Origin of the sequence: Bradyrhizobium sp. B039, assembly GCF_038965675.1 — a bacterium.
Taxonomy (GTDB): Bacteria; Pseudomonadota; Alphaproteobacteria; order Rhizobiales; family Xanthobacteraceae; genus Bradyrhizobium; species Bradyrhizobium diazoefficiens.
Map to the genome: position 1 here is coordinate 5,509,974 of NZ_CP152416.1, position 22,240 is coordinate 5,532,213.

General features: G+C 63.8%; 23 protein-coding genes. 16 read left to right on the forward strand and 7 right to left on the reverse strand.

The window, feature by feature from the left end; translation table 11 throughout:
• Nucleotides 1–5: 5 nt before the first annotated feature.
• The 6 genes from rplK to AAFG50_RS26095 all read right to left on the reverse strand — a co-directional run bounded on the left by rplK (nt 6) and on the right by AAFG50_RS26095 (nt 4,648).
• Entirely contained in the window at nt 6–434 is a 429-nt protein-coding gene (gene rplK / locus AAFG50_RS26070; RefSeq protein ID WP_011088164.1) for a 50S ribosomal protein L11, read from the reverse strand.
• A gap of 133 nt (nt 435–567) precedes the next feature.
• Nucleotides 568–1,122, reverse strand: coding sequence for a transcription termination/antitermination protein NusG (nusG, locus tag AAFG50_RS26075; protein WP_007602985.1), 555 nt, complete (start codon nt 1,120–1,122; stop codon nt 568–570).
• Nucleotides 1,122–1,313 (reverse strand): preprotein translocase subunit SecE, encoded by a 192-nt coding sequence (gene secE / locus AAFG50_RS26080; protein WP_007611620.1) that lies wholly within the window; start codon nt 1,311–1,313, stop codon nt 1,122–1,124. Before secE ends, nusG begins: the two co-directional genes overlap by 1 nt.
• A 358-nt stretch (nt 1,314–1,671) precedes the next feature.
• Nucleotides 1,672–2,940: a class I SAM-dependent methyltransferase gene (locus AAFG50_RS26085; protein ID WP_028171388.1), complete on the reverse strand. Its 1,269-nt coding sequence runs from the start codon at nt 2,938–2,940 to the stop codon at nt 1,672–1,674.
• A gap of 85 nt (nt 2,941–3,025) precedes the next feature.
• Nucleotides 3,026–4,012 carry a lysylphosphatidylglycerol synthase transmembrane domain-containing protein gene (locus AAFG50_RS26090; protein WP_231166738.1) on the reverse strand — a complete coding sequence of 329 codons (987 nt, stop codon included), beginning with the start codon at nt 4,010–4,012 and terminating at the stop codon, nt 3,026–3,028.
• Between the two features lie 48 nt (nt 4,013–4,060).
• Nucleotides 4,061–4,648: an SIS domain-containing protein gene (locus AAFG50_RS26095; protein ID WP_231166508.1), complete on the reverse strand. Its 588-nt coding sequence runs from the start codon at nt 4,646–4,648 to the stop codon at nt 4,061–4,063.
• Nucleotides 4,649–4,808: 160 nt separating this feature from the next.
• Here AAFG50_RS26095 and AAFG50_RS26100 point away from each other — a divergent pair, with 160 nt between their 5' ends.
• The 16 genes from AAFG50_RS26100 (at nt 4,809) to AAFG50_RS26175 (ending at nt 20,475) form a co-directional block, all read left to right on the forward strand.
• On the forward strand, nt 4,809–5,837 hold the full coding sequence (locus AAFG50_RS26100; RefSeq protein WP_011088169.1) for an SDR family oxidoreductase: 1,029 nt from the start codon (nt 4,809–4,811) through the stop codon (nt 5,835–5,837).
• A gap of 83 nt (nt 5,838–5,920) precedes the next feature.
• Complete coding sequence (locus tag AAFG50_RS26105; protein ID WP_097532105.1) at nt 5,921–7,486, forward strand: PfkB family carbohydrate kinase; 1,566 nt, start codon at nt 5,921–5,923, stop codon at nt 7,484–7,486.
• Nucleotides 7,487–7,510: 24 nt separating this feature from the next.
• Entirely contained in the window at nt 7,511–8,512 is a 1,002-nt protein-coding gene (locus tag AAFG50_RS26110) for an SDR family oxidoreductase (protein WP_028171385.1), read from the forward strand.
• A gap of 5 nt (nt 8,513–8,517) precedes the next feature.
• Entirely contained in the window at nt 8,518–9,129 is a 612-nt protein-coding gene (locus tag AAFG50_RS26115; RefSeq protein WP_231166509.1) for a hypothetical protein, read from the forward strand.
• The gene (locus tag AAFG50_RS26120) at nt 9,126–10,163 is read left to right on the forward strand and encodes an aminoglycoside phosphotransferase family protein (protein WP_039184755.1); all 1,038 of its coding nucleotides are present in this window, start codon (nt 9,126–9,128) and stop codon (nt 10,161–10,163) included. The genes AAFG50_RS26115 and AAFG50_RS26120 overlap by 4 nt, the downstream gene beginning before the upstream one ends.
• Nucleotides 10,138–10,986 (forward strand): transketolase, encoded by an 849-nt coding sequence (locus AAFG50_RS26125; RefSeq protein ID WP_039184759.1) that lies wholly within the window; start codon nt 10,138–10,140, stop codon nt 10,984–10,986. Before AAFG50_RS26120 ends, AAFG50_RS26125 begins: the two co-directional genes overlap by 26 nt.
• A 10-nt stretch (nt 10,987–10,996) precedes the next feature.
• Complete coding sequence (locus AAFG50_RS26130; RefSeq protein WP_028171381.1) at nt 10,997–11,956, forward strand: transketolase C-terminal domain-containing protein; 960 nt, start codon at nt 10,997–10,999, stop codon at nt 11,954–11,956.
• An 8-nt stretch (nt 11,957–11,964) separates the two neighbouring features.
• Entirely contained in the window at nt 11,965–13,071 is a 1,107-nt protein-coding gene (locus AAFG50_RS26135; RefSeq protein ID WP_028171380.1) for a DegT/DnrJ/EryC1/StrS family aminotransferase, read from the forward strand.
• Complete coding sequence (locus AAFG50_RS26140) at nt 13,061–14,179, forward strand: DegT/DnrJ/EryC1/StrS family aminotransferase (protein WP_028171379.1); 1,119 nt, start codon at nt 13,061–13,063, stop codon at nt 14,177–14,179. The genes AAFG50_RS26135 and AAFG50_RS26140 overlap by 11 nt, the downstream gene beginning before the upstream one ends.
• Nucleotides 14,176–14,982: a sporadic carbohydrate cluster 2OG-Fe(II) oxygenase gene (locus AAFG50_RS26145; RefSeq protein ID WP_028171378.1), complete on the forward strand. Its 807-nt coding sequence runs from the start codon at nt 14,176–14,178 to the stop codon at nt 14,980–14,982. The genes AAFG50_RS26140 and AAFG50_RS26145 overlap by 4 nt, the downstream gene beginning before the upstream one ends.
• A complete protein-coding gene (locus tag AAFG50_RS26150; RefSeq protein ID WP_011088179.1) occupies nt 14,975–15,367 on the forward strand; it encodes an LIC12192 family sporadic carbohydrate cluster protein in 393 nt (130 codons plus the stop codon). Before AAFG50_RS26145 ends, AAFG50_RS26150 begins: the two co-directional genes overlap by 8 nt.
• A gap of 25 nt (nt 15,368–15,392) precedes the next feature.
• On the forward strand, nt 15,393–16,058 hold the full coding sequence (locus tag AAFG50_RS26155) for a class I SAM-dependent methyltransferase (protein WP_028171377.1): 666 nt from the start codon (nt 15,393–15,395) through the stop codon (nt 16,056–16,058).
• Nucleotides 16,036–16,614, forward strand: a complete 579-nt coding sequence (locus tag AAFG50_RS26160) for a WbuC family cupin fold metalloprotein (RefSeq protein ID WP_039184764.1) — start codon at nt 16,036–16,038, stop codon at nt 16,612–16,614. The genes AAFG50_RS26155 and AAFG50_RS26160 overlap by 23 nt, the downstream gene beginning before the upstream one ends.
• 407 nt (nt 16,615–17,021) lie before the next feature.
• Complete coding sequence (locus tag AAFG50_RS26165; protein ID WP_028171376.1) at nt 17,022–18,239, forward strand: class I SAM-dependent methyltransferase; 1,218 nt, start codon at nt 17,022–17,024, stop codon at nt 18,237–18,239.
• On the forward strand, nt 18,232–19,437 hold the full coding sequence (locus tag AAFG50_RS26170; RefSeq protein ID WP_028171375.1) for a class I SAM-dependent methyltransferase: 1,206 nt from the start codon (nt 18,232–18,234) through the stop codon (nt 19,435–19,437). Before AAFG50_RS26165 ends, AAFG50_RS26170 begins: the two co-directional genes overlap by 8 nt.
• Nucleotides 19,438–19,473: 36 nt before the next feature.
• Nucleotides 19,474–20,475 (forward strand): Gfo/Idh/MocA family oxidoreductase, encoded by a 1,002-nt coding sequence (locus tag AAFG50_RS26175; protein ID WP_231166510.1) that lies wholly within the window; start codon nt 19,474–19,476, stop codon nt 20,473–20,475.
• On the opposite strand, the gene AAFG50_RS26180 is transcribed toward AAFG50_RS26175, so the two are convergent.
• Nucleotides 20,465–22,159 carry a hypothetical protein gene (locus AAFG50_RS26180; protein ID WP_028171373.1) on the reverse strand — a complete coding sequence of 565 codons (1,695 nt, stop codon included), beginning with the start codon at nt 22,157–22,159 and terminating at the stop codon, nt 20,465–20,467. The genes AAFG50_RS26175 and AAFG50_RS26180 overlap by 11 nt on opposite strands.
• Nucleotides 22,160–22,240: the final 81 nt, after the last annotated feature.

Consider the following 22,240-nt stretch of genomic DNA (forward strand, 5'->3'; position numbering starts at 1 on the left):
ACCGCTTACCCCGCCACTTCCAGACCCATCGAACGGGCAGAGCCCTCGACCATCTTCATGGCCGATTCGATGGTGTCGCAATTCAGGTCCTTCATCTTCTTCTCGGCGATCTCGCGCACCTGCGCCTTGGTCACCTTGCCGGCCTTGTCGCGGCCCGGCGCCTTCGAGCCGGACTGGATCTTGGCGGCCTGCTTGAGGAAGTAGGACATCGGCGGCGTCTTCATCTCGAAGGTGAAGGAACGGTCCGCATAGATGGTGATGATCACCGGGATCGGGGTGTTCTTCTCTTCCTTCTGGGTCTGGGCGTTGAACGCCTTGCAGAACTCCATGATGTTGAGACCGCGCTGACCAAGCGCGGGACCGATCGGGGGCGAAGGATTCGCCGCACCGGCCGGGACCTGAAGCTTCAGGTATCCGGTCACTTTCTTTGCCATGTATCACTCCTGTTGTGCCGGCATGTCGCCGGCGGTTTCAGGTTCGTGGTCTGGGTCGGATGCGGCTGGCAACCGCCCTCTCCCTCCCACGGCCTCTCTTTGCGCGAAGCCTTCGGCTTCACGCGCGACCCGATCAGACCTTCTCGACCTGACCGAATTCCAGCTCGACCGGCGTGGCGCGGCCGAAGATCGACACCGCGACCTTCACGCGCGAGCGCGCCTCGTCGATTTCCTCGACCACACCCGAGAACGAGGCGAACGGGCCGTCGGCCACGCGCACGTTCTCGCCGATCTCGAACGACACCGACGCCTTCGGTCGTTCCACGCCTTCCTGCACCTGGTGCAGGATGCGCATGGCCTCGGCTTCCGAGATCGGCATCGGCTTGTTTTCCGCGCCGAGGAAGCCGGTCACCTTCGGCGTGTTCTTGATCAGATGAAACGCCTCGTCGGTCAGCTTCATCTTCACCAGCACGTAGCCCGGGAAGAACTTGCGCTCGGCGTCGATCTTGCGGCCGCGACGCACTTCCGTGACCTTCTCGGTCGGAACCAGCACCAGCTCGAACAGCTCCTCGAGCCCGCGCTGCTTGGCCTGCTCGCGGATCGATTCGGCGACCTTCTTCTCGAAGTTCGAATAGGCGTGGACGATGTACCAGCGCTTGTCGGACAATTGAGCGGTTGCTGTAGCCATCAGTGAATGCCCAAGAGGAAGGTAATGAGGTAACGGATGATCTGGTCGGCGGCGAAGAAGAAGATCGAGGCCACAGCGACCATGACGAACACCATGATGGTGGTGATCGTGGTCTCGCGACGGGTCGGCCAGGTGACCTTGGCGGTCTCCGAGCGCACTTCCTGCAAGAACTTGAACGGGCTGACTGCCATCGTTTGATGTCCAACGTCCGTCGACAGACGCGAATGAATTTCAGGGATCCGAACAGCCGCCGTTGGCCCAGCCCTCTGTCTCGAAGGATGAGCCGGAAACCGGGCTCGATTGTTCGGGGGATTTCAAAGCCGCGCCGGAGATCCGCGTCTAACGGGCCGGCTGCAGGTGGCGGGTATCTACTGCGAACGGGGCCAAACGTCAAGGTCACGGCTCACCCGTCCAGCGTCCCTCGTCCCCGGACGGCCTACGGCAGAGCCCATGCGAATCAACGGTTTACCGGGCCGGGTCGAGCGTCCTCCTGACGCTCGGACCGACCTCACCACCCGCCTCACGCTGACGGCGCCCGCAGGAGGCGCGTCAATCGGCCCGGTCGACCATGGAAATGCCCGGCAACGGCACCACGAACTTTCCGCCGTCAGCGAAATAACCGGCATGCTTGGCCCGGATCGGGTCGACGTAGCGCCAGGCGAACACGACGACGAACGCCGGCTTGCGCTCGTAAAGGGCGGCGGGCGGCAGGATCGGGATGTCGTAGCCGGGGCCGGCCATCACGTTCCCCTTCTTGGGATCGTCATCCACCAGGAAGTCGATCTTGCTCTCCAGGCCGAACTGCGGAAGCAACGTCGTGGTGCCGACGGAGACGCCATAGCCGGCGACAGATTGACCGCGCGCATGGGCGGCATCGGCCATCGCGACCAACTCGTCGCGAATCGCCGCGATCCGCTTCACATAGGGCGCATAATAGGCCGGCTGATCAACGCCGAGCCGGTCTTCCTCGGCGATGAACCGCGCGACCTCCGCCGACGGCTTCTTCGCGCCGCCGGCGCGCTGCACCGTCACGCGGATCGAGCCGCCCTTGGTCCAGATGTGCTGGACGTCGATCACTTCCATCCCGAGCCGCGCGAAGAAGCGCGTCAGCGGCTTGATGTTAAAATACGACAGATGCTCGTGATAGACGGTGTCGAGCAGGTTCTTCTCGGTGACGTCGACGCCGTATTGCGTTTCGAAGACGAACAACCCGTCCGGCGCAAGCACGTCACGGACCCCGATCACCAGCGGATCGAGATTATCGACATTCGCGATCATGTTGTTGGCGATCACGACGCTCGCCGCACCGTGGCTCTTCAGGATGCGGTGCCCGACAGCGTCGGTGAAGAAATCGCCGATGGTCTCGATGCCCGCCTCAGTCGCGCGCCGCGCGATGTCGACGGCGGGATCGACGCCCAGCACCCGCATGCCACGCTCCTTGAAGAAGCCGAGCAGCGATCCGTCGTTGCTGCCGAGTTCGACCACCAGCGAGCCCGGCGCGATTCCGAAGCGGCTGACGACGTCGCTGGCATAGCCTTCGAAATGCTGCCGCAGGCCGAGCGAGAGCGAGGTCGTGTAGACGTAGTTGCGGTACTGGACCTCCGGATTGCCGACATGGAGAATCTGGAGGTGGCCGCAGTCCCTGCACAGATGCAGCGCCATCGGCACCGCGGCCCTGAAGACGGGATCGTCAACGCTGGCGTCCGGCACCTGGAAGTTCGGCGTGCCAATGGGCATGCCGGCCATCGGGACGACCAGCTCTTGCTTGTCCGAGTGACAGAGGCGGCAGGTATGACGGACGTAGAACAGGTTTTTCATCGTGGAACCGGAAAACGGAGAGATGCGCGCAGGTGGGGCAATCCCACCCTGTGAAGATCAGATGGACAGAACTGGTTCAAGCGGGTCAAGGGTGGCTCGATACCTCCTCGGCCTTCGCCAGCCCGTAGTTCGGTGATTCTTCCGCAGCCTTCGCCGCCTTGTCCGCGGAATACGAGCCGCGCTCCGGACTTGCGAGCCAGATCACGCCGCCTGCAAGACCGATGACCACGCTGACGGCCCCCAGCAGGAGCGAAACCGACAGCGCCTCCTCGGAAGGAACGCCCGCAAGGCCAAGGCAGGCGACCATGGCCCCCTCGCGAACGCCCCAGCCGCTGATCGAGATCGGAACGGCCGTCAACAGCACCACCGGCGGAATCAGGATGCCGGCGTCCAGCATCGAGAGCTGCGCTCCGACGCCGCGCGCCAGGACGTAGCAGGCCGCTGCCGTCACGAGATGGATGAGGAGCGCCGATCCGAGCAGCAAACCGCGGCATTCGGATCGCACGAGAAGAAACCTGACGAGCGTTCCGAACCGGACGAAGCTTGCGATCGCGGGAAGCGCGATGAGACGCTTCGGCAGGCGATCGAGCGTCAACAGGACCACGGTGCCGGCGACACCCGCCAGCGTCAGCCCGCCGATCGCCAGGATCGCGGCTTCGTTGGACACGCGCGACATCAGGAGCGGCAATCCCACCGCCATCAGCGCGATCAGCCCGATCAACGCCGTGAAACGGTCTGCGGCAACCCCCTTGACCGCCTCCGGCCACTGCACGCCGCGCTGGCGCAGCAGCCATATCCGAACCGCGTCACCGCCCACCGACGACGGCAGCACCTGGTTGAACCAGAGGCTGATCATGAGGATCCGCCAGCCGGCGAACCAGTCCAGCGACACGCCGAGCGCACGCATGATCAGCTCCCACCGGCCGTTGAGCACGAAGGTCTGAAAGAAGATCAGCGCCAGCGCGAGAGCGAACAGGAAGGGGTCGACGGAGACGAGATGAGTCCGCAACCGGCCCAGATCGAGGCCGCGCGCGATATAGGCCAGCACCGCGATCGACAGCAACAGCTTCACCGAAAACAAAGCTGTCTGTTTAAAGCGCGACTGCATCCGATACCCGCCTCAGGACGCCGGGTATTCCGCGCGACCGATGACGAGGTCGATCGCGGCCATCATCCAGAACTGGTGCGTGGTCTCGACAATGTTGTAGCTGCGGCTGTCCACCCAGAAATTGACGTCGCCGAGATTACGCAGGGGATTGTCCGCATTCATGCCCGACATCGTGATCACATCGAGCTTCATCGAACGCGCCTGCGCGACCGCATTGAGAATGTTCTTCGAGCGCCCCGACGAACTGATCGCAACGAGGCAGTCGCCGGCGCGGGCGCTCAGCCGCACGGCGTGCGCGATCCAGTCCTCAAAACCGTAGTCGTTGGCGAGGCACGACATCATGCTTGCATCGCTGAAGCACAGCGCAGGCACCGATGCATTCTTTGCGAGGTCGATCGCCAGATGCGAGGCGATGCCGGCCGAGCCGCCATTACCGATGAAGATGACTCGACCGCCCTGCTCGCGCGTGCGCAACCAGGCCGTGCGGGTGGCAGAGATGCCGGCAAAAACACCGTCGTCAATCGCCGTCGCGCGATGAAGGCGTCCGACGTAATCGTCGAGGAAAGCCTTGTGATCGGGATCGAGAGATTCGGCGGGCATGGCGTGACGGCTCGACTGCAACATGACGCCCTGATACCGGCTATTACTAGCGATTGCAAAGGTATAATACTTGCAAAAGTTGCGACCGACTGTTAGTCGGCTTCAGGGTTTCACTCAACATTGGCGACGCCCGCAGGGCATTCGCGCTACGGATGTTCCTATGAAATGCATCGTCACTGGCGGCGCCGGTTTCATCGGCAGTCACCTCGTTGATCGCCTCCTCGATGACGGCCACGAGGTGATCGCGCTCGACAATTTCGTCATCGGACGTTCCGAAAATCTGTCGTCGCGCGCCGATTCGAGCCGGCTGAAGATCGTCCGTGCCGACGTCACTGACCGCGAGTCGATCAGCCCGTATTTCTCCGGTATCGATTGGGTGTTTCACCTCGCGGCACTCGCCGACATCGTTCCCTCGATCGAATCGCCGATCCCGTATCACCGCGCCAATGTCGACGGCACGGTCAACGTTCTCGAGGCTGCGCGGGAGGCAGGCGTCAGCCGCTTCGTGTATGCGGCGTCGTCGTCCTGCTACGGCATCCCCGACATCTATCCGACGCCGGAGAGCGCCGAGATCCGGCCGATGTACCCCTACGCGCTCACCAAGAATCTCGGCGAGCAGTGCGTCATGCACTGGTGCCAGGTCTACAAGCTTCCGGCGGTGGCGCTCCGTCTGTTCAACGTGTTCGGGCCACGCCATCGCACCACGGGGACCTATGGTGCCGTGTTCGGCGTGTTCATGGCGCAGAAGCTCGCCGGCAAGCCTTTCACGGTGGTCGGCGACGGCGAGCAGACCCGCGATTTCACCTTCGTCAGCGATGTCGCCGACGCCTTCGTCACGGCAGCGCGTTCCGACGTCTCGCACGAGATCTTCAACGTCGGCTCGGACAACACCTACAGCGTCAACCGGCTGGTCGAGTTGCTCGGCGGCGACAAGGTCCACATTCCCAAGCGCCCCGGCGAGCCCGACTGCACCTACGCCGACATCACCAAGATCAAGCGGGTCCTGAAGTGGACGCCGAAGGTGAAATTCGAGGACGGCGTCGCGACGATGCTGAAGTCGATGGACCAGTACAAGGACGCTCCCCTGTGGACGGTGGACAAGATTGCCGACGCCACCAAGGACTGGTTCAAATATCTCGGTGACGACAGCGATTCGGCGCCCGGTACCCCGCAGAAGGCAAGCTATTGAACAGGTTCGCCGGTATCATTACCGCGAATCGATCAATTTCGGACCAGCCGGCTGAGGCCGGCCGGCGCTTTTGGGTAACTCACATGGGCAATTCTGCGACAGACAAGGCGGCCGTCCATCCGGCGCCGCACGAGAAGATCAAGACGATCGAGGAACTGGGAGCGGTCGCGCGCGCCGCGCAGGCCGAGGGCCGCACCGTTGCGCTCTGCCACGGCGTGTTCGATCTCGTGCATCTTGGCCACGTCCGGCACATCCTGGCGGCGCGCAACGAGGCCGACGTCGTCATCGTGACCGTTACGGCCGACCGTTTTGTCAACAAGGGCCCCGGGCGGCCGATCTTCCCGGAGAACATGCGCGCCGAGATGCTGGCCGCGCTCGGCACGGTCGACTGGGTCGGCATCAACCAGACATCGAGCGCCGAGCCGATCCTCGATACCGTGCGCCCCGACATCTACGTGAAGGGTTCTGACTACGAAAACCCCGAGGATGACGTCACCGGCAAGATCGCCACCGAGCGAGAGGCCGTCGAGCGTCATGGCGGCCGCATCGTCTTCACGCGCGACGTGACCTTCAGCTCGTCGTCGCTGATGAACCGCTACTTCGACATCTACGATCCCCCTCTGCGCGACTACCTCCAGAAGGTGCGCGAAGGCGGTGGCGCCGAACGACTGCTGAAGCTGATCGACAAGATCCAGGACATGCACGTCGTGCTGGTCGGCGACACCATCATCGACGAATACCAGTACGTCACGGCGCTCGGAAAGGCCTCGAAGGAAAACATCGTCGCCACCCTGCTCAAGAACGGCGAGCAATTTGCCGGCGGCGTCATCGCCGCGGCCAATCACGTGGCGAGCTTCTGCAAGTCGGTGGAGATCGTCACGACGCTGGGTGGCAACGACTACCCCGAAGAGTTCATCCGCGCGCATGTCCGCCCGAATGTCACGCTCACGCCGATCCGCGTTCAGGGCCGTCCGACGACCCGCAAATTGCGGTACGTCGAGCTGGGCTATCTGCACAAGCTCTTCGAAGTCTACACCATGGACGACACGCCGCTCGACGAGACCGAGCGGAAGGAGATCGACCGTATCACCGCCGAGCGCGTTCGCGGCGGGGATGTGGTGATCGTCACCGACTTCGGTCACGGCATGATCGCACCCAGCACGATCGACACGCTGATCGCGAACTCCAGGTTCCTGGCGATCAACGCCCAGAGCAACAGCGGAAACCACGGCTACAATCTGATCACGAAGTATCCGCGCGCCGACTACATCTGCATCGACGCGCCGGAAGCGCGCCTGGCGGCCACCGACAAGTTCAACGACATCGCATCGGTGATCGAGAACGGCCTGCACCGCAAGATCGACTGCAACAACATGATCATCACGCACGGCTCCTTCGGCTGCTACCCCTTCTCGTCGAAGACGGGTGTCGCGCGTGTCCCCGCTTTCACCAAGACCGTCGTCGACACCGTCGGCGCGGGCGATGCCTTCTTGACGATCACGGCGCCGCTGGTTGCCGCGGGCGGCAATATCGAGGACGTCGCCTTCATCGGCAATGCCGCAGGCGCGATCAAGGTCGGCATCGTCGGTCACCGCAACTCGGTCGAAAAGGCCCCCCTGGTCAAGTTTGTCACCGCGTTGCTGAAGTAGCGCAAAGAATTCTGGAGAACGACAGTGATTGATCAGAAATGGAACGTGATGGTCACCGGTGGCGCCGGCTATGTCGGCAGCGTGCTGGTTCCCCACTTGCTGGCCGCGGGCCACAAGGTCACCGTGCTCGACCTGTTCATGTATGGCGAATCCGTCTTCGACGCGGTTCGCAACAATCCGAATCTCCGGCTGATCAAGGGCGACATCCGCGATGAGGCCGCGATCAACGAGGCCCTGCGCGGCAACAACGCGGTGATCCACCTCGCCTGCATCTCCAACGACCCCTCGTTCGAGCTGGATCCGGCGCTCGGCAAGTCCATCAACTACGACTGTTTCCGGCCGATGGTGCGCGCCGCGAAGAAGGCGGGCATCAAGCGCTTCATCTACGCCTCCTCCTCGAGCGTCTACGGCATCAAGGACGAGGCCGAGGTGACCGAGGAGCTGTCCTGCGAGCCGCTCACGGACTACTCCAAGTTCAAGGCGATGTGCGAGACCGACCTTGCCGACGAGGCGGCGTCCGGGTTCGTCGCGTGCACCGTTCGTCCCGCCACCGTCTGCGGCTACGCACCGCGGCAGCGGCTCGACGTCGTCGTCAACATCCTGACCAATCTCGCGGTCAACACCGGCCGCATCCGCGTGTTCGGCGGAACGCAGCGCCGGCCCAACCTGCACATCGAGGACATGTCCGCGGCCTATCTGTTCCTGCTTCAGCAGGACGACGCGAAGATCGACGGAAAGACCTACAATATCGGCTACGAAAACCACTCGCTCATGAAGATCGCCGACATCGTGAAATCGGTGGTGGGCAACAACGTCGACATCGCGGTCGAGCCGACCGACGACCTGCGCTCCTACCATGTGTCCTCGGAGAAGATCCGCCGCGAACTCGGATTTGCGCCGACGCACACGATCGAACAAGCCGTGTCCGGACTGGTGGACGCCTTCAAGGCCGGCCGCCTGCCGAACTCGCTCAACGACCCCCGGTACTTCAACATCAAGATGATGCAGAATATCAGCCTGAAGTGAGCGGCGTGCGGATCGGCATCGATTTCGACAACACGATCATCTGCTACGACAAGGTCTTTGCCGCCGTCGCGCGTCAGCGCGGGCTGGTGCCCGAGGGCTGGGAGGGGCCGAAGACCGATGTGCGGGATCATCTGCGATCCCGCACTGGCGGCGAGCTCGCTTGGCAAGGGCTGCAAGGCTTCGTCTACGGCAAGGGCATTGGCGGCGCCGAAATCTATCCGGGCGTGCGGGAATTCCTGGCGGCGTGCAGGCACGCTGGCGCGAAGGTGTACATCGTCAGCCACAAGACCCGATTCGGTCATCAGGATCCCGACCATACCGACCTGCGTGAAGCCGCGCGCGGCTGGCTGCGTGGTGCCGGCCTGATCGACGCTGCGGATGCGGCGGTGGCTGCCGGCGACGTGTATTTCGAGGACACGATGGCCGCCAAGGTCGAGCGACTCGTGAGCCTGGAGCTCGACATCTTCATCGACGATCTCGTCGAGGTGTTCGAGCAACCGCATTTTCCGAAGGGCACGCGATCGATCCTGTTCACGCGTTCGCAGCCTCCCCACCCCGAACACTGCAAGCCGATCGCGACATGGACCGGCATCCGCCACGAGGTGTTTGCGGAATGAGCGAGCCCGAGATCAGCGCGCCGGATGCAATGGCGATCGGCAGCCGCCTGGCCGGAGCGCGGGTCGCGGCCGCCCAACCGGCGCGGGCCGGCGGCAACAACAGGGTGTTTCGGCTGGAGATGGCGGAGGGACCGCCCCTCGCCCTCAAGCATTATCCGTCCGACGGGCGCGATCGCCTGGGACAGGAATATGACGCGCTGTCGTTTCTGTCGCGCCACGGCATCATGTCGACACCGCGCCCGATCGCGAAGGATTCGGGTGCGTTCTGCGCGCTGTATCAATGGTTCGACGGCGAAGCGGCGGTGCTGCGCCCTCAGGACGGCGATGCCGATCAACTGGCTGATTTCCTGATCGCGTTGCAGAAACTGCGCAACGCCGACGGGGCGCAAACTTTGCGGAACGCTTCGGCCAGCATCTTCTCGCCCGAGGAAGCCGTCGCCCAGTACGAGCAGCGCCTGGACGGACTGAGGCGCGCTTCGGATGATCATCCGGACCTGCGCGCGTTCATGGACGACAGCCTGGTTCCCAGCACTGCCATCGCGATTCGGCGGCTCCGCCAGCGCTATGCGGAACTCGGCCGGGATCCCGCAGCGGACCTTGCGCCCGCGCATCGCGCGTTGAGCCCGTCGGATTTCGGACTACACAATGCGCTGCGCGCCGCGGACGGCCGGCTGCGCTTCATCGACTTCGAATATTTCGGCTGGGACGATCCGGTCAAGCTGGTGTCGGACACCGCGATTCACCCCGGTAGCAATCTGCCTGAAGCCAAAGCAAATCGATTGACCGAACGCCTCGCGCAAGCCTTCGCGGCTAGGGATGACGCGTTTGCGATCCGCCTTGACGTACTGTATCCTCTCTTTGGAGCGATTTGGTGCCTGATTGTCCTGAATGCCTATTTGCCGGAAAGCCGCTCCCGGCGCGCCTTGGCTGCGCAAGGTGGCGACCTGACGGTCCGCCTCGCCGGTCAGCTCGACAAAGCCCGCCAGCTCCATCAAACGATTTGCCAACGTGATCCAGATCTCACCCCACGCTGAAGCCGCCCTCACCTGCACGCTCGACGAGCGCAGCCTTTACCTGCGCCGCCTGGTCCTCGGTTCTGTCCGTTCGGCGGGACGCGGACATGTCGGTCCGGCCCTGTCGCTGATCGAGATGGTCCGCGTGCTCTACGACGATGTGCTGCGGATCGATCCGAAGAACCCGCGCGATCCGAACCGCGACCGCGCGATTCTCAGCAAGGGACACGGTTGTCTGGCGCTCTACGCGCTCCTGGCCGATCGCGGCTTCTTCCCCCTGTCGGAGCTGGACGGCTTTTGCGGCCCGGACAGTATTCTGGGCGGACATCCCGAATACGGAATGGTGCCTGGGGTCGAGGCCTCGACTGGCGCGCTTGGACATGGTCTGTCGATCGGTGTCGGCCTTGCGCTCGCCGCACGCATGCGCGAACGCACTTACCGCACCTTCGTCCTGCTCGGCGACGGCGAGATCAACGAGGGATCGGTGTGGGAGGCGGCGATGGGCGCGGCCAAGCACGGGCTCGACAACCTCGTCGCGCTGATCGACTACAACAAGCTCCAGAGCTACGGACCCACCGACTACGTGCTGCCGCTGGAGCCGCTTGCGGACAAGTGGCGCAGCTTCGGCTTTGCCGTGCAGGAGCTCAACGGCCACGACGTCGGCGCCCTGCGCACCGTCCTGAAGCAAGTCCCGCCCGTTGCGGGGAAACCCACCGCGATCATCTGCCATACCGTCAAGGGCAAGGGTCTGCCGGCCGCAGAATCCAACGCCGACTGGCATCACAAGAACAAGCTGACCGACAGCGAGCTCGACGCGATACGCGTTGCTGTCGGCGATTTTTGATCGGCACCCCATGCGCAACACCGCCATGAACATGGTCCACAAGCTCGCCGCGCGCGACGAGCGTGTGCTTTACATCGGCTCCGATCCCGGCGCGGGCACCTTGCGCGCGATGAGCAAGGAGTTTCCGAAGCGCCATCTGATCGAAGGCATCTCGGAAGCGCACATCATCGGCATGTCGGCTGGCCTCGCGATGGAAGGCTTCGTGCCCTACGTCAACACCATCGCGACATTCCTCACTCGCCGCTGCTACGAGCAGGTCGCCGTCGACCTCTGCCTGCACAATCTGCCGGTGCGGCTGATCGCCAATGGCGGCGGGCTCGTCTATGCGCCGCTCGGCCCCACCCACCAGGCGATCGAGGACATCGCCATCATGCGGGCGCTGCCCAACATGACGGTGGTCTGCCCGTGCGATGCCGACGAGGCGGCGCGCATGATGGAGCAGACCCTCGACTGGAAGGGACCGATCTACATCCGCCTGGGCAAGGGCGGCGATGCCATCGTCTCGAAGGCCGAGCACGGCTTTGAGATCGGCAAGGCCATCCTGATGCGGCCGCCGGGTGACGTCCTCATGGTGACCACCGGAATCATGCTTCAGCGGGCGCTGGCTGCAGCCGACCTGCTGGCGGCACAAGGCGTCCGCGCGGGCATCCTGCACATGCATACCGTCAAGCCGCTCGACACCGAGGCGCTGCTGCAAGCGATCCGCGGCATCAAGCTTGTGGCAACTCTCGAGGAGCATGTCCCGTCCGGCGGCCTCGGCAGCGCGGTCGCGGAGACGCTGATCGACAAGCTCGGGTCAGGCCTGCCGGCGATGCTGCGGCTGTCGCTGCCGGACAGCTTCATGCACAATTACGGCTCGCAGGACTCGCTGCTGAAGAAGCACGGGCTTTCCGCCGGCGCCATTGCCGCCTCGATCGAGCGCGCGCTTGGCGCCTCGCACACCGCCTCCCCTCAACTCCATTCCACCTGACGGGCCACATGTACGACGTTCGATATTCCTATCTGCTCGAGCAATTCTCCGATCCTGCCCCCATCCTGGCCGAGATCGGCCGGCTGGTCGCGACCGGGGACTTCACCCTTGGCAAGCCCGTCGCCGAATTCGAGAAGCGCTTTGCCGAGCTGATCGGCGTGCGCCACGCCATCGGCGTCGGATCGGGCACCGACGCGCTCAAACTGCCGCTCAAGGCGCTCGGCATTGGCCATGGCGATGAAGTCATCACCGCCGCCAATACGTTCATCGCGACCGTCGGCGCCATCGCGGAGACCGGGGCGAAGCCCGTGCTGGTCGACTGCGACGATTCGTTCTGCATGAACGTCGACTATGTCGAAGCCGCGATCACAGCGAAGACCAAGGCGATCATGCCGGTTCAGTTGACCGGCGAGGTCACCGACATGGGCAAGCTGATGGCGATCGCGCAGCGCCACAACATCCCCGTCGTCGAGGACGCCTGCCAGGGCATCCTGTCTGAGTTCGCGGGAAAGCGCTCCGGCACCCACGGCATCGCGGCCGGCTTTTCCCTGCACCCGCTCAAGAACCTGAACGTCTGGGGCGATGCCGGCGTCGTCGTCACCAATAACGACGGCATGAACGAGAAGCTCCGGCTCATCCGCAACCACGGCATGAAGAACCGCGACGAGATCGCGATCCTCGGCTGCAACTCGCGGCTCGATTCCTTGCAGGCCGTCGTCGGCAACTGGCTGATCGGCCAGACCAGCGAGATCACGCGGCGCCGGATCGAGAACGCGGCCTATTACGACGCAGGCCTCGCCGGCCTGCCCGGCCTGCGCGTCCCGCCGCGCCGGCCCAACGTGAAGCACGTCTATCACCTCTACATGGTGTTCGCCGAACGCCGCGACGAGCTTTACAAGTACTGCCTGGACAACGGCATCGAAGCCAAGATCCACTATCCGATCCCGCTGTATCAGCAGGAAGGCCTCAAGCATCTCGGTTACGCCCCGGGAACGTTCCCGGTTACCGACCGTCATGCCAAGGAAGTCATCAGCTTCCCGGTGGACCAGCACCTGACACGCGCGCAGCAGGACCGCGTCATCGAGACTGTTCGGAAGTTCTGCCATGGACGCTGACACCGGCCGCCGGCGCATCGGTTACGTCAACCTTCCGGCGCAATTCGAGGAAGAGCGCGCCGAGATCTTGCAGGCGGTCGAGGGCGTGTTCCAGCGCGGCGATTTCATCGGCGGTGCGGCGGTCGGAAAGCTCGAAGAGGAATTGTCCGCCTATCTCGGCTCGCCGCATGTCGTGACGCTGAATTCCGGCACCGATGCGCTGATCCTCGCGATGAGGGCGCTCGACATCGGTCCCGGCGACGAGGTCATCACCCCGCCGAATTCGTTCGTGGCATCGACCGCCGCGATCATCGCAGTCGGCGCCTCGCCGGTCTTTGCGGACGTGCTGCCGGACCAGAACATCGATCCGGCCGCGGTCGAGGCCGCCGTCACGCCGCGGACCAAGGCGATCATGCCGGTGCACCTGACCGGGCGCATGGCCGACATGAACCCGCTGATGGCGATCGCACGCAAACACGCCCTCGCCGTGATCGAGGATAGCGCGCAGGCCGTCGGCTCGACCTATGACGGGCGAATGAGCGGCACCATCGGAACCTTCGGCTGCTTCTCCGCGCATCCGCTGAAGAACCTCAATGCCGCGGGCGATGCCGGCTTCCTCGTCACCGCCGACGCCGAGCTTGCCGCACGAATTCGCCGCCTGCGTAATCACGGTCTGATCAACCGCAGCGACGTCCAGGAATGGGGCATCGTATCGCGGCTCGACACGCTGCAGGCCGAGCTGCTTCGCATTCGCCTGCGCAACCTGCCCTCGGTGATCGAGCGCCGGCGGCGCAACGCCGCGCAATACCGCGCCGAGCTCGCAGGCCTGCCGCTGTTCATTCCGCCCTGCCGCAACATCGAGTTCAACACGTTCCACACCTTCGTGGTGCAGACCGACCGCCGCAACGACTTCCAGAAATATCTTGCCGACAACGGCATCGAGACCGCGATCCATTATCCGGTCCCGATCCACCTGCAGCCGGCGGCAGCGCATCTGGGTCATGGTCGCGGCGCATTTCCGGTGACCGAGCAGCAGGCCGACCAGATCCTCACCCTTCCCATCAACCAGTTCCTCTCGGCCGCCGATATCAGCTATATCTGCGCGACCGCCCGGGAGTACTTCGCATGACGGATACGGACTTCCTCGAGGCCGATGAGCAGGCGCTGGCGCAGCGCTTCATCGACGATGGTTTTGTCACCACGCCGGCCGACGACCGCGCCGGGCTCGACCGCATCCAGCGGCGCGCCGCCGAACTCGCGGCGGACTATCTCAAGCTGCCGCACAGCAACGATCCCTATGCGATGCTCGACACCATCCACACGCGCGTGAACGTGGATGATCTCAACGGATTGCGGCTGCACGTCTTCAACGGCCTCAACGCCGAGCCCTGGTTCCGGCCGACCTATTTCCGTCTGGCGCGCTCGACGATCGAGACCATCGTCGGCAACGAGCTCTGCATGCAGCGCCGCGTCAATCTCAGCATCCAGCTTCCCGGCGACAGCTCATCGCTGCTCGCCACCCATTCCGACGTCTGGTCGGGGGACTCGCCGTTCGAGGTCGTGGTGTGGGTGCCGCTGGTCGACGTCCGCCGCACCAAGTCGATGTACCTGCTGCCGCCGTCCCTGAACGGCGAGATGCAGGACCGGATGGCCAGCCTGCGCAGCGCCGAGGAGCTGTACAAGACGATCAAGCCGCACGCGACCTTCATCGAGATCCCCTACGGCCACGTGATGCTGTTCAACCAGACCCTGATGCACGGCAATCGCATCAACGAGGAGCCCGGCACACGCTGGAGCATGAACTGCCGCTTCAAGAGCATCATGTCCCCCTACGCGGACAAGCGCTTCGGCGAATTCTTCGAACCGATCCTGCTGCGCCCGGCGACACGTGTCGGCATGCAATACAAGCTGCCCGGAGGCTTCCATGGCTGAGCGAGCCGGCCATCGCGGCTATATCGGCGCCCGCCCGCTGAACGGCAGCCGTACACCGCAGCACGTCCAGAACATCGTGATCCGCGACTATGCCCGGCGGAAGAACCTGCACTATCTGCTTAGCGCCGCCGAGCACACCATGCCCGGCAGCTACATGGTGCTCGAGGATATCCTGGATGAGCTGCCGCGGCTGCGTGGCCTGATCCTTTACAGCATCTTCATGCTGCCGCCCGACGAGGCACGGCGGCGGGAGATCTACGACCGCGTGCTGCGCGAGGGCTGCGATCTGCACGCGGCCGTGGAGGAGATCACGCTCTCGTCGCAGAAAGACATCCAGGCCGTCGAGGACATCCTGCTCGTCAATAAATTCGCGACCATCCTGTGACGATGCCGCGGACCGGTTGACGATCATGACCGAGATCAACCTGCTCCAGCCGATGCACGCATCGACCAAGCGGGACTACGTTCAGCGCGTGCTCGAGCATGACAAGGCCGAATCCGCCGCCGTGGCGCGGCAATGGGGGCGCGACTACTGGGACGGCGACCGCCGTTACGGCTATGGCGGCTATCGCTACGACGGACGGTGGCGTCCGCTCGCCCAGACCCTGATCGACCGCTACGGCATCAAGCCGGGCATGAGCGTGCTCGATGTCGGCTGCGGCAAGGGCTATCTGCTCTACGAGTTCACCCAACTCGTCCCCGACCTCACGATCGCCGGCATTGATGTCTCCGAGTATGGCATCGCCAACGCCAAGGAGGACGTGCGGCCGCAGTTGAGGGTCGGCAGCGCCGTCGAGCTGCCCTACCCCGATCACAGCTTCGATCTCGTAGTGTCGCTCGGCGTGCTGCACAACCTTCCACTCGAGGACGTCTTCCGCGCGGTGTCGGAGATCGAGCGTGTCGGACGCGGCGCCTCGAAATATCTGATGGTGGAATCGTTCCGCAACGAGCGCGAGAAGGCAAATCTCCTCTACTGGCAACTCACCTGCCTGAGCTTCCATGGCCCGGACACATGGGCCTGGATCTACGATAAATGCGGCTATCGGGGCGACCATGGGTTCATCTTCTTCGAATGAGACGGCGCGTCCGCGCCCACCGACTTCGCTGCGCGCGCAAAATCCGGAAGTCTACTATTCGGACGACGCCATCGTCACGGCGGACGACGCCACGATCGCGGAGCTGAAGCGTATTGCCGCCGGCAACCCGCGCCTGCGCAGCCGGCTGTGCACGCATCCCGATCCCTCGTCCGGCCTGCATGAGATGCTGATCGTGCATCATCGCGAGGCCTACGTGCGGCCCCACAAGCATTTTGGCAAACCTGAATCGTTTCACGTGATCGAGGGTACGGCGCAGGTCGTGATCTTCGAGGATGACGGCCGCGTTCGCGACGTGCTCGAGATGGCGCCCTACGGCCAGGGCAAGCGCTGCTACTACCGGATGCCCGAACAGGTCTTCCACTCGATCCTGATCACCTCGGAGTGGCTGGTGTTTCACGAAACCACCGCCGGCCCTTTCGACCCCTCCCGCACGGCATTTCCCGACTGGGCACCGGATGGCAGCGATGCCGCCGCAGTTCAGGACTATGTCGCGAAAACTAGCGTGCTCGCCGCGGAGCATCTGGCGGGACGTTAGATTTCGACTGATACCGCTACTCGACTATCCCGCCTTGAACGTTCGAGGACGACCTACCCGATGAAGCTTACGTTGCGCGCGACTTCAGAAAGATCGCATTGGGGACCGCCGACACGGCGGAAGCCACTTTCGATCCCTTGGCACAAAGCGCTTCGATATCCAGAAGCAGAGTCGCGATTCTTGACTCAACGGATTCTCCGATCCGGCCGTACCCGCCTCCCGTCGATGGACGGCGGCACGTATTGCAAGACCTACCGACGACTGCTACCTGCATTGATTGAGGACGCATCGGCCGGAGGGCTGCGCCGTGCACCCCGGGTTGGATGTATCCGGGACCATCTCATTGCGGGCCGCGCCGGTTTCATTGAAGATCGCCTCGTCAGATCCGCCAAATGCGAGAACAACCAGTGACCGACCATTGCCGCCTCTGCCATTCGACCAACCTGCGACCGGTCATCGACCTCGGGCAGATGCCGATTGCGCATCGGCTTCGGCACAGCCGGAACGAGCAGGAGGAACGGTATCCGTTCGAGGTGCTCGCCTGCGGCGATTGCGGTCTGCCGCAGATCGTCAAGCCGATCGATCCCGACATCCTGTATCGCCAGTTCAACTACAATTTCAGCAGCTGGAAGCCTGAGCCGCACCAGGTCGACGAGCTCGATACCATCGCGAAATTCTCGAGCCATCAATCCGTGTTCGAGATCGGCTGCAACGACGGCCTGTTCATGGACAAGCTTCGCGAGCGCGGCGCGAAAGTTTTGGTCGGCGTGGAGCCCAACCCGGTGTCGGGCAAGATCGCCCGCGAGCGCGGCATCAAGGTCTATGCCGACATGATCAGCCCTGCGATGTGTCACGACGCCGTGGCGCAGGCCGGCAAATTCGATCTCGTCGTCTCGCGCCAGGTGCTGGAGCACATCGTCGATTTCGAGAACTTCTTCGACTGCGTGAAGATCGCGCTCAGCGACGACGGGCTGCTGTTCATCGATGTGCCGGATTTCGCGCCGGGCTCGACGACCGGCGACCTCTCAGTCCTCTGGGAGGAGCACGTCAGCTATTTCACCGAGCCGACCCTGGTCGCGCTGCTGGCGCGCCACGGCTTCGAGGCGGTGTCCGTGAAGAAATACAATTTCAGCGGCGGCACCCTCGCGATCGCGGCCCGCCGTGCGACGCGCGACGTGACGCCACCGCCCGCCCCCGCCGGCGTCGGCGAGAAATTCGGCCAGCGCGCGAGGGAGTATGGCGCCCGCCTGCGACCGATTCTCGCCAAGGCCCGCGCCAGCGGCGCCGAGATCGCCATCTACGGCGCGGGCTGCCGCGCCTGCACCTTCACCAATGCCCACGAACTTGCGGATCTCGTCGATCTCTCGGTCGACGATCAGAAGGAGCGTCAGGGACTGTTCCTGCCCGGCACCGGGATTCCGATCCGATCGCCCGAGGATCTCGCTGGCAAGTCCGAACCGCTCGTCTGCCTTCTTGCCGTGAACCAGGAGAACGAAGCCAAGGTCAGCAGCCGGCTGCGCGAAAACGTGAAGCGTCCGCTGCACATCGTCTCCATCTTCGCGCCGTCTGATATCTGGAGCGAGCTCGATCGCCTCGAGGCGGCCGCAGGGTCGCAGCATGGCTGACGACAAGCTCTTCAACTACTACGAACGCCAGGACATCCTGCCGACGTTCGGCAATTTCAAATCCTCTGCCGAACTCACCGCCTACGCCGGCCAGCGTCGCGAGCTTTTTTCGGACAAGCTGGTGCTGCCTGCGCGGCTGTTCCGCGATACGGAGGTTCTCGAATTCGGTCCTGACTCCGGTGAGAACGCCCTGGTGTTTGCCGGCTGGGGCGCGAACATGACGCTCGCCGAACCGAACCGGCATGCGCACCCGAAGATTGAGGCTTACTTCGCGCATTTCGGCCAGGCGGAACGTCTTCGCGAACTCGCATTGTCCGACGTCGAGGGGTTTCGCAGCGACCGCCGTTTCGACGTCATCGACGCCGAAGGGTTCATCTACACGGTGCAGCCGAGCGAAAAATGGCTCGGCATCTTCCATCGGTTGCTCAATCCGGACGGTTACGCCGTCGTTTCCTATTACGAACGTTACGGCGGCTTCTTCGAGCTCGCACTCAAGGCGATCCATGCCGCCGGCAAGGTCTTGACGGGCCGCTCCGCGCTGGAGACGGCGAAGCTGCTGTTCGAGCCGAAGTGGAACAGCATTCCGCACACCCGCAGCTTCGAATCCTGGTTGATGGACGTGCTCGAGAATCCGTTCGTCCGGTACCGCTACTTCCTCGATGCGGAGGCCCTCTGTACGGCGGCGCATGAGCAGGGGTTCGACATCCATTCGGCATGGCCCGCCTATCGCGACAGCCTGGACGTCTACTGGCACAAGAAGGTCGTGTCGGCGGACGAGAAACTGCGTCGCGCCACACGCCATCTCGACCGCAGCCGTCTGAGCTTCCTCGGGGGACGAAAGCTTTATCTGGTCGGCAAGGCCGACGCGGTTAGCGCGATCTCGGCTTCGATCGAAGCTCTGGTGCTCGATGTGGACAGGATGATCGACGAGCCCTTCGGCGACAGCCTGCCCCGCGTGATCACCAGCCTCGCCTCGTTACGCGAGACGATCCTGACGACGGACATTCTCGCCGACGATGCTTCCGACATCGAAGCCATCACCGCAACGCTCGACAGTTTCCATCGCATCTTCAGCGCGATCGGACGGCGCGATGCGTCCGCGATCGCCGCCCTCACCCAGTCAGACCAGGCGTTCATCGACACCTGGGGGCAGCCGGCGCATTTCCTCGTCGTCCGGAAGCGCATCGAGGGATCGTAGCAAGTGAGGCCAGGCATTGGCATCATCGGAACGGGCATGGTCGGCCAGATGTGCCACCTCGCCAATTTCGTCGCCAATCCGGCCTGCCGCGTCGTTGCGATTGCAGATCTCCGACCTGACCTGGCAACCGCCGCGGCGCAGAAATTCGGCATCTCGCGGGTCTACGGCACGCACCTGGAATTGCTCGCGGACAGCGAGGTATCCGCCGTCGTCGTCGTGACCAAGCGTCGCGCCACCGGCCCGATCGTGCTGGACGCGTTGAACAGCGGCCGGCACGTGCTGTCGGAGAAGCCGATGGCCTACACGACGGTTCAGGCCGCGTCGCTGGTCGAGGCTGCGCGGCGGCAGCGCCTCGTCTACAGCATCGGCTACATGAAGCGTCACGACGCCGGCGTAGCGCGCGCATTGGCCGAGCTGGCGCGTTTGCGCACAGACGGTTCGCTCGGATGCGTTGTCGGAGCAAGGGGCTGGTGCTTCGGCGGCGACACCGGCCGATCGCACGACAATTTCGTCATGACCGGCGAAACCCAGCCGGACGGGCTCGAGCTCTGGCAGGATGGCCCCGATTGGATGCCGAGCGCGATGCGGCCCGGCTACGATAATTTTCTGAACGTGTTCAGCCATATCATCAATCTGGCGCGCTACCTGCTCGGATCGTCGCCGGCAGTCGCCGAAAGCACCGTCGAGATCGCGGGCGCGGCGCGCATAACCCTCGACTTCGACGGCGTCGCGTGCGCGCTGGATCTGGTGAATGGATCCGAAGGTGCGTGGCGCGAGGGATTGACGATCGATTTCGAGCGGGGCGCATTGACCATCGAACTGCCCCCGCCCTTTGCCGAGCAGGAGGCGGAGGTCATTCTCGACCAAGGCGGACAACGCACGCGGCTGGTGCGCGAAGGGAGTTGGGCGTTTCGGCGTCAGGCCGACGCTTTCGTCGCCGATATTGTCGAACAAGGAACGCCCCTGGCGTCCGGCCAAGATTCGGTGGCTGACATCGCGCTCGCCGAGGCGATCTGGAAGCGGCAGGTCAGCGGCTAGGCATCGCATCCGCTTTCGGGCGATCGAGCGGCGTTATCCCCGCGATCGGCCCTGGCTTGATGGTGACCTCGGCAAGTTGACGCAGAAGCTGCGATACGTCGCAGCGCGCCAGCAGCCGGCATGCATAGTACTTGCGCACCAGAACCCAGTTTGGCGCCGCACCGGGCCCCGGCTGGAACGAGATCGTCGCCTGGGGGCCCGACGGGTCGACATGATGAAACGCACTTCCTGGCGCTGTCCGGGCCAGTTCGACGTCCTGGAGAACGCTCGACCTCTCGCCGCGCAAGGCGAAGCCGACAAATGGCTGATTGCCCCAGGCAAGGCGGAGTATGCCGGTGACCTCCGCGAAGCCAAACGGCACGTGGCGCGACGGGTAGTCGACGAATCCGTCATCGAGCGCGAACACCGTTGCTGCCGGCTGGGCGCGGCTGACGAGCTCGTTCGCCAGGGCCTCTTGTTTCAGGGTTCTCGCCTGCATGAAGATGTATGTGTCCCACAGCAGGCCGATCGACAGCACCGATCCAAATCCCAGCACGACCGCGAAGGCTGCCTTCGGACCGATCGCGTGTTCGACCCATCGCTTGAGACCGAGAAGGATCAACGCCAATGGCAGGCCGAACATCAGCAGATGGCGGCTCTCATAAAAGTGCAAGCTGGAGGGCCGCAGGCCGGCGACCAGATAGGGAAACGACAAGGCCAGAAACAACACGACGGCGAGCAGGAGCGGCGCGGCAACCGTATATTTCGCGGTGGTCGGCTCCGTCTCGGACCGCAACAACAATAGGGCGGCGCCGACGAGAAGTGCGGCAACGCCGAGCGGCGCCGGTACCTCGATCGTCATCTTGAGCGCGCCAGCCATGACGTCCCAATAGCTCGTGATGAAAAACGCCTTCCAGCCGCTCGCCAACTCGCCGAGCGTCGGAAAATGGGCGCCATAGTGCTGCGCGTACGCGCCGATCCGCTTGAACCAGATATTGAGCGTGCCCCAATAGACCAGAGGGAGCACCATCAATTCCGGATAGCCCAGAGCGCAGCGCCAGGCCGCGAGCCATGTGCGGCGAACGAAGCCATGCGCCGCATCCCCGCCCCGCCATATCGCGACGAAGAGGCCGAGCACCATGAAGGCATAGAGCACGATCGTCGAGTTGAGCGCGAAGCTCAGCAGGAACACGAGCGCAGCGGCGACACGAAGCAGAACACGTCGCAGGCCGCGAGCAGTGAAGGCGAGCGTCAACAGCCAGGCACCGTTGAACAGCAGTCCGAAACTAAACACGTAGACCGCGTTCGCCTTGCCAGCCCAGAGCTGATAGCCGGGATAGGTCCAGACGATCAGCGCGAAGCCGACCGCCTCCGCACGGTCAAGCAGACCGAGACGCGTTGCGGTCAGCACCAGACACGTCGCACCGAGGAGAATTCCGGCGAGCGCCAGCGCCACCATCACGGCGATGGGCGCGCCGGTCCAGTTGGCGAAGGTGTCGTAGCTGAAGAAGATCGGATGGCCCGCAGCGCTCAGGAGAAAATCGATGTCGATCACGAAATCCGGACGCGGCTTGAGCACCAGCCAGTCGTCCATGAAGAGGCCGTCGTTCAGCAGCATCGGCGCATGCGCGACCAGCAGCAGCGCCAGCAGAACGACTGTCGCGCGCAGCGTTGCGGATGTGCTGGGACGGGAGAGAGATGGCATCGACGGCAAGAATTCGCACGCCCACCCGACCGCCGCAAGGGCCGGATGACGGGCATTGACCCCCAAAATGCGACCTCCTAT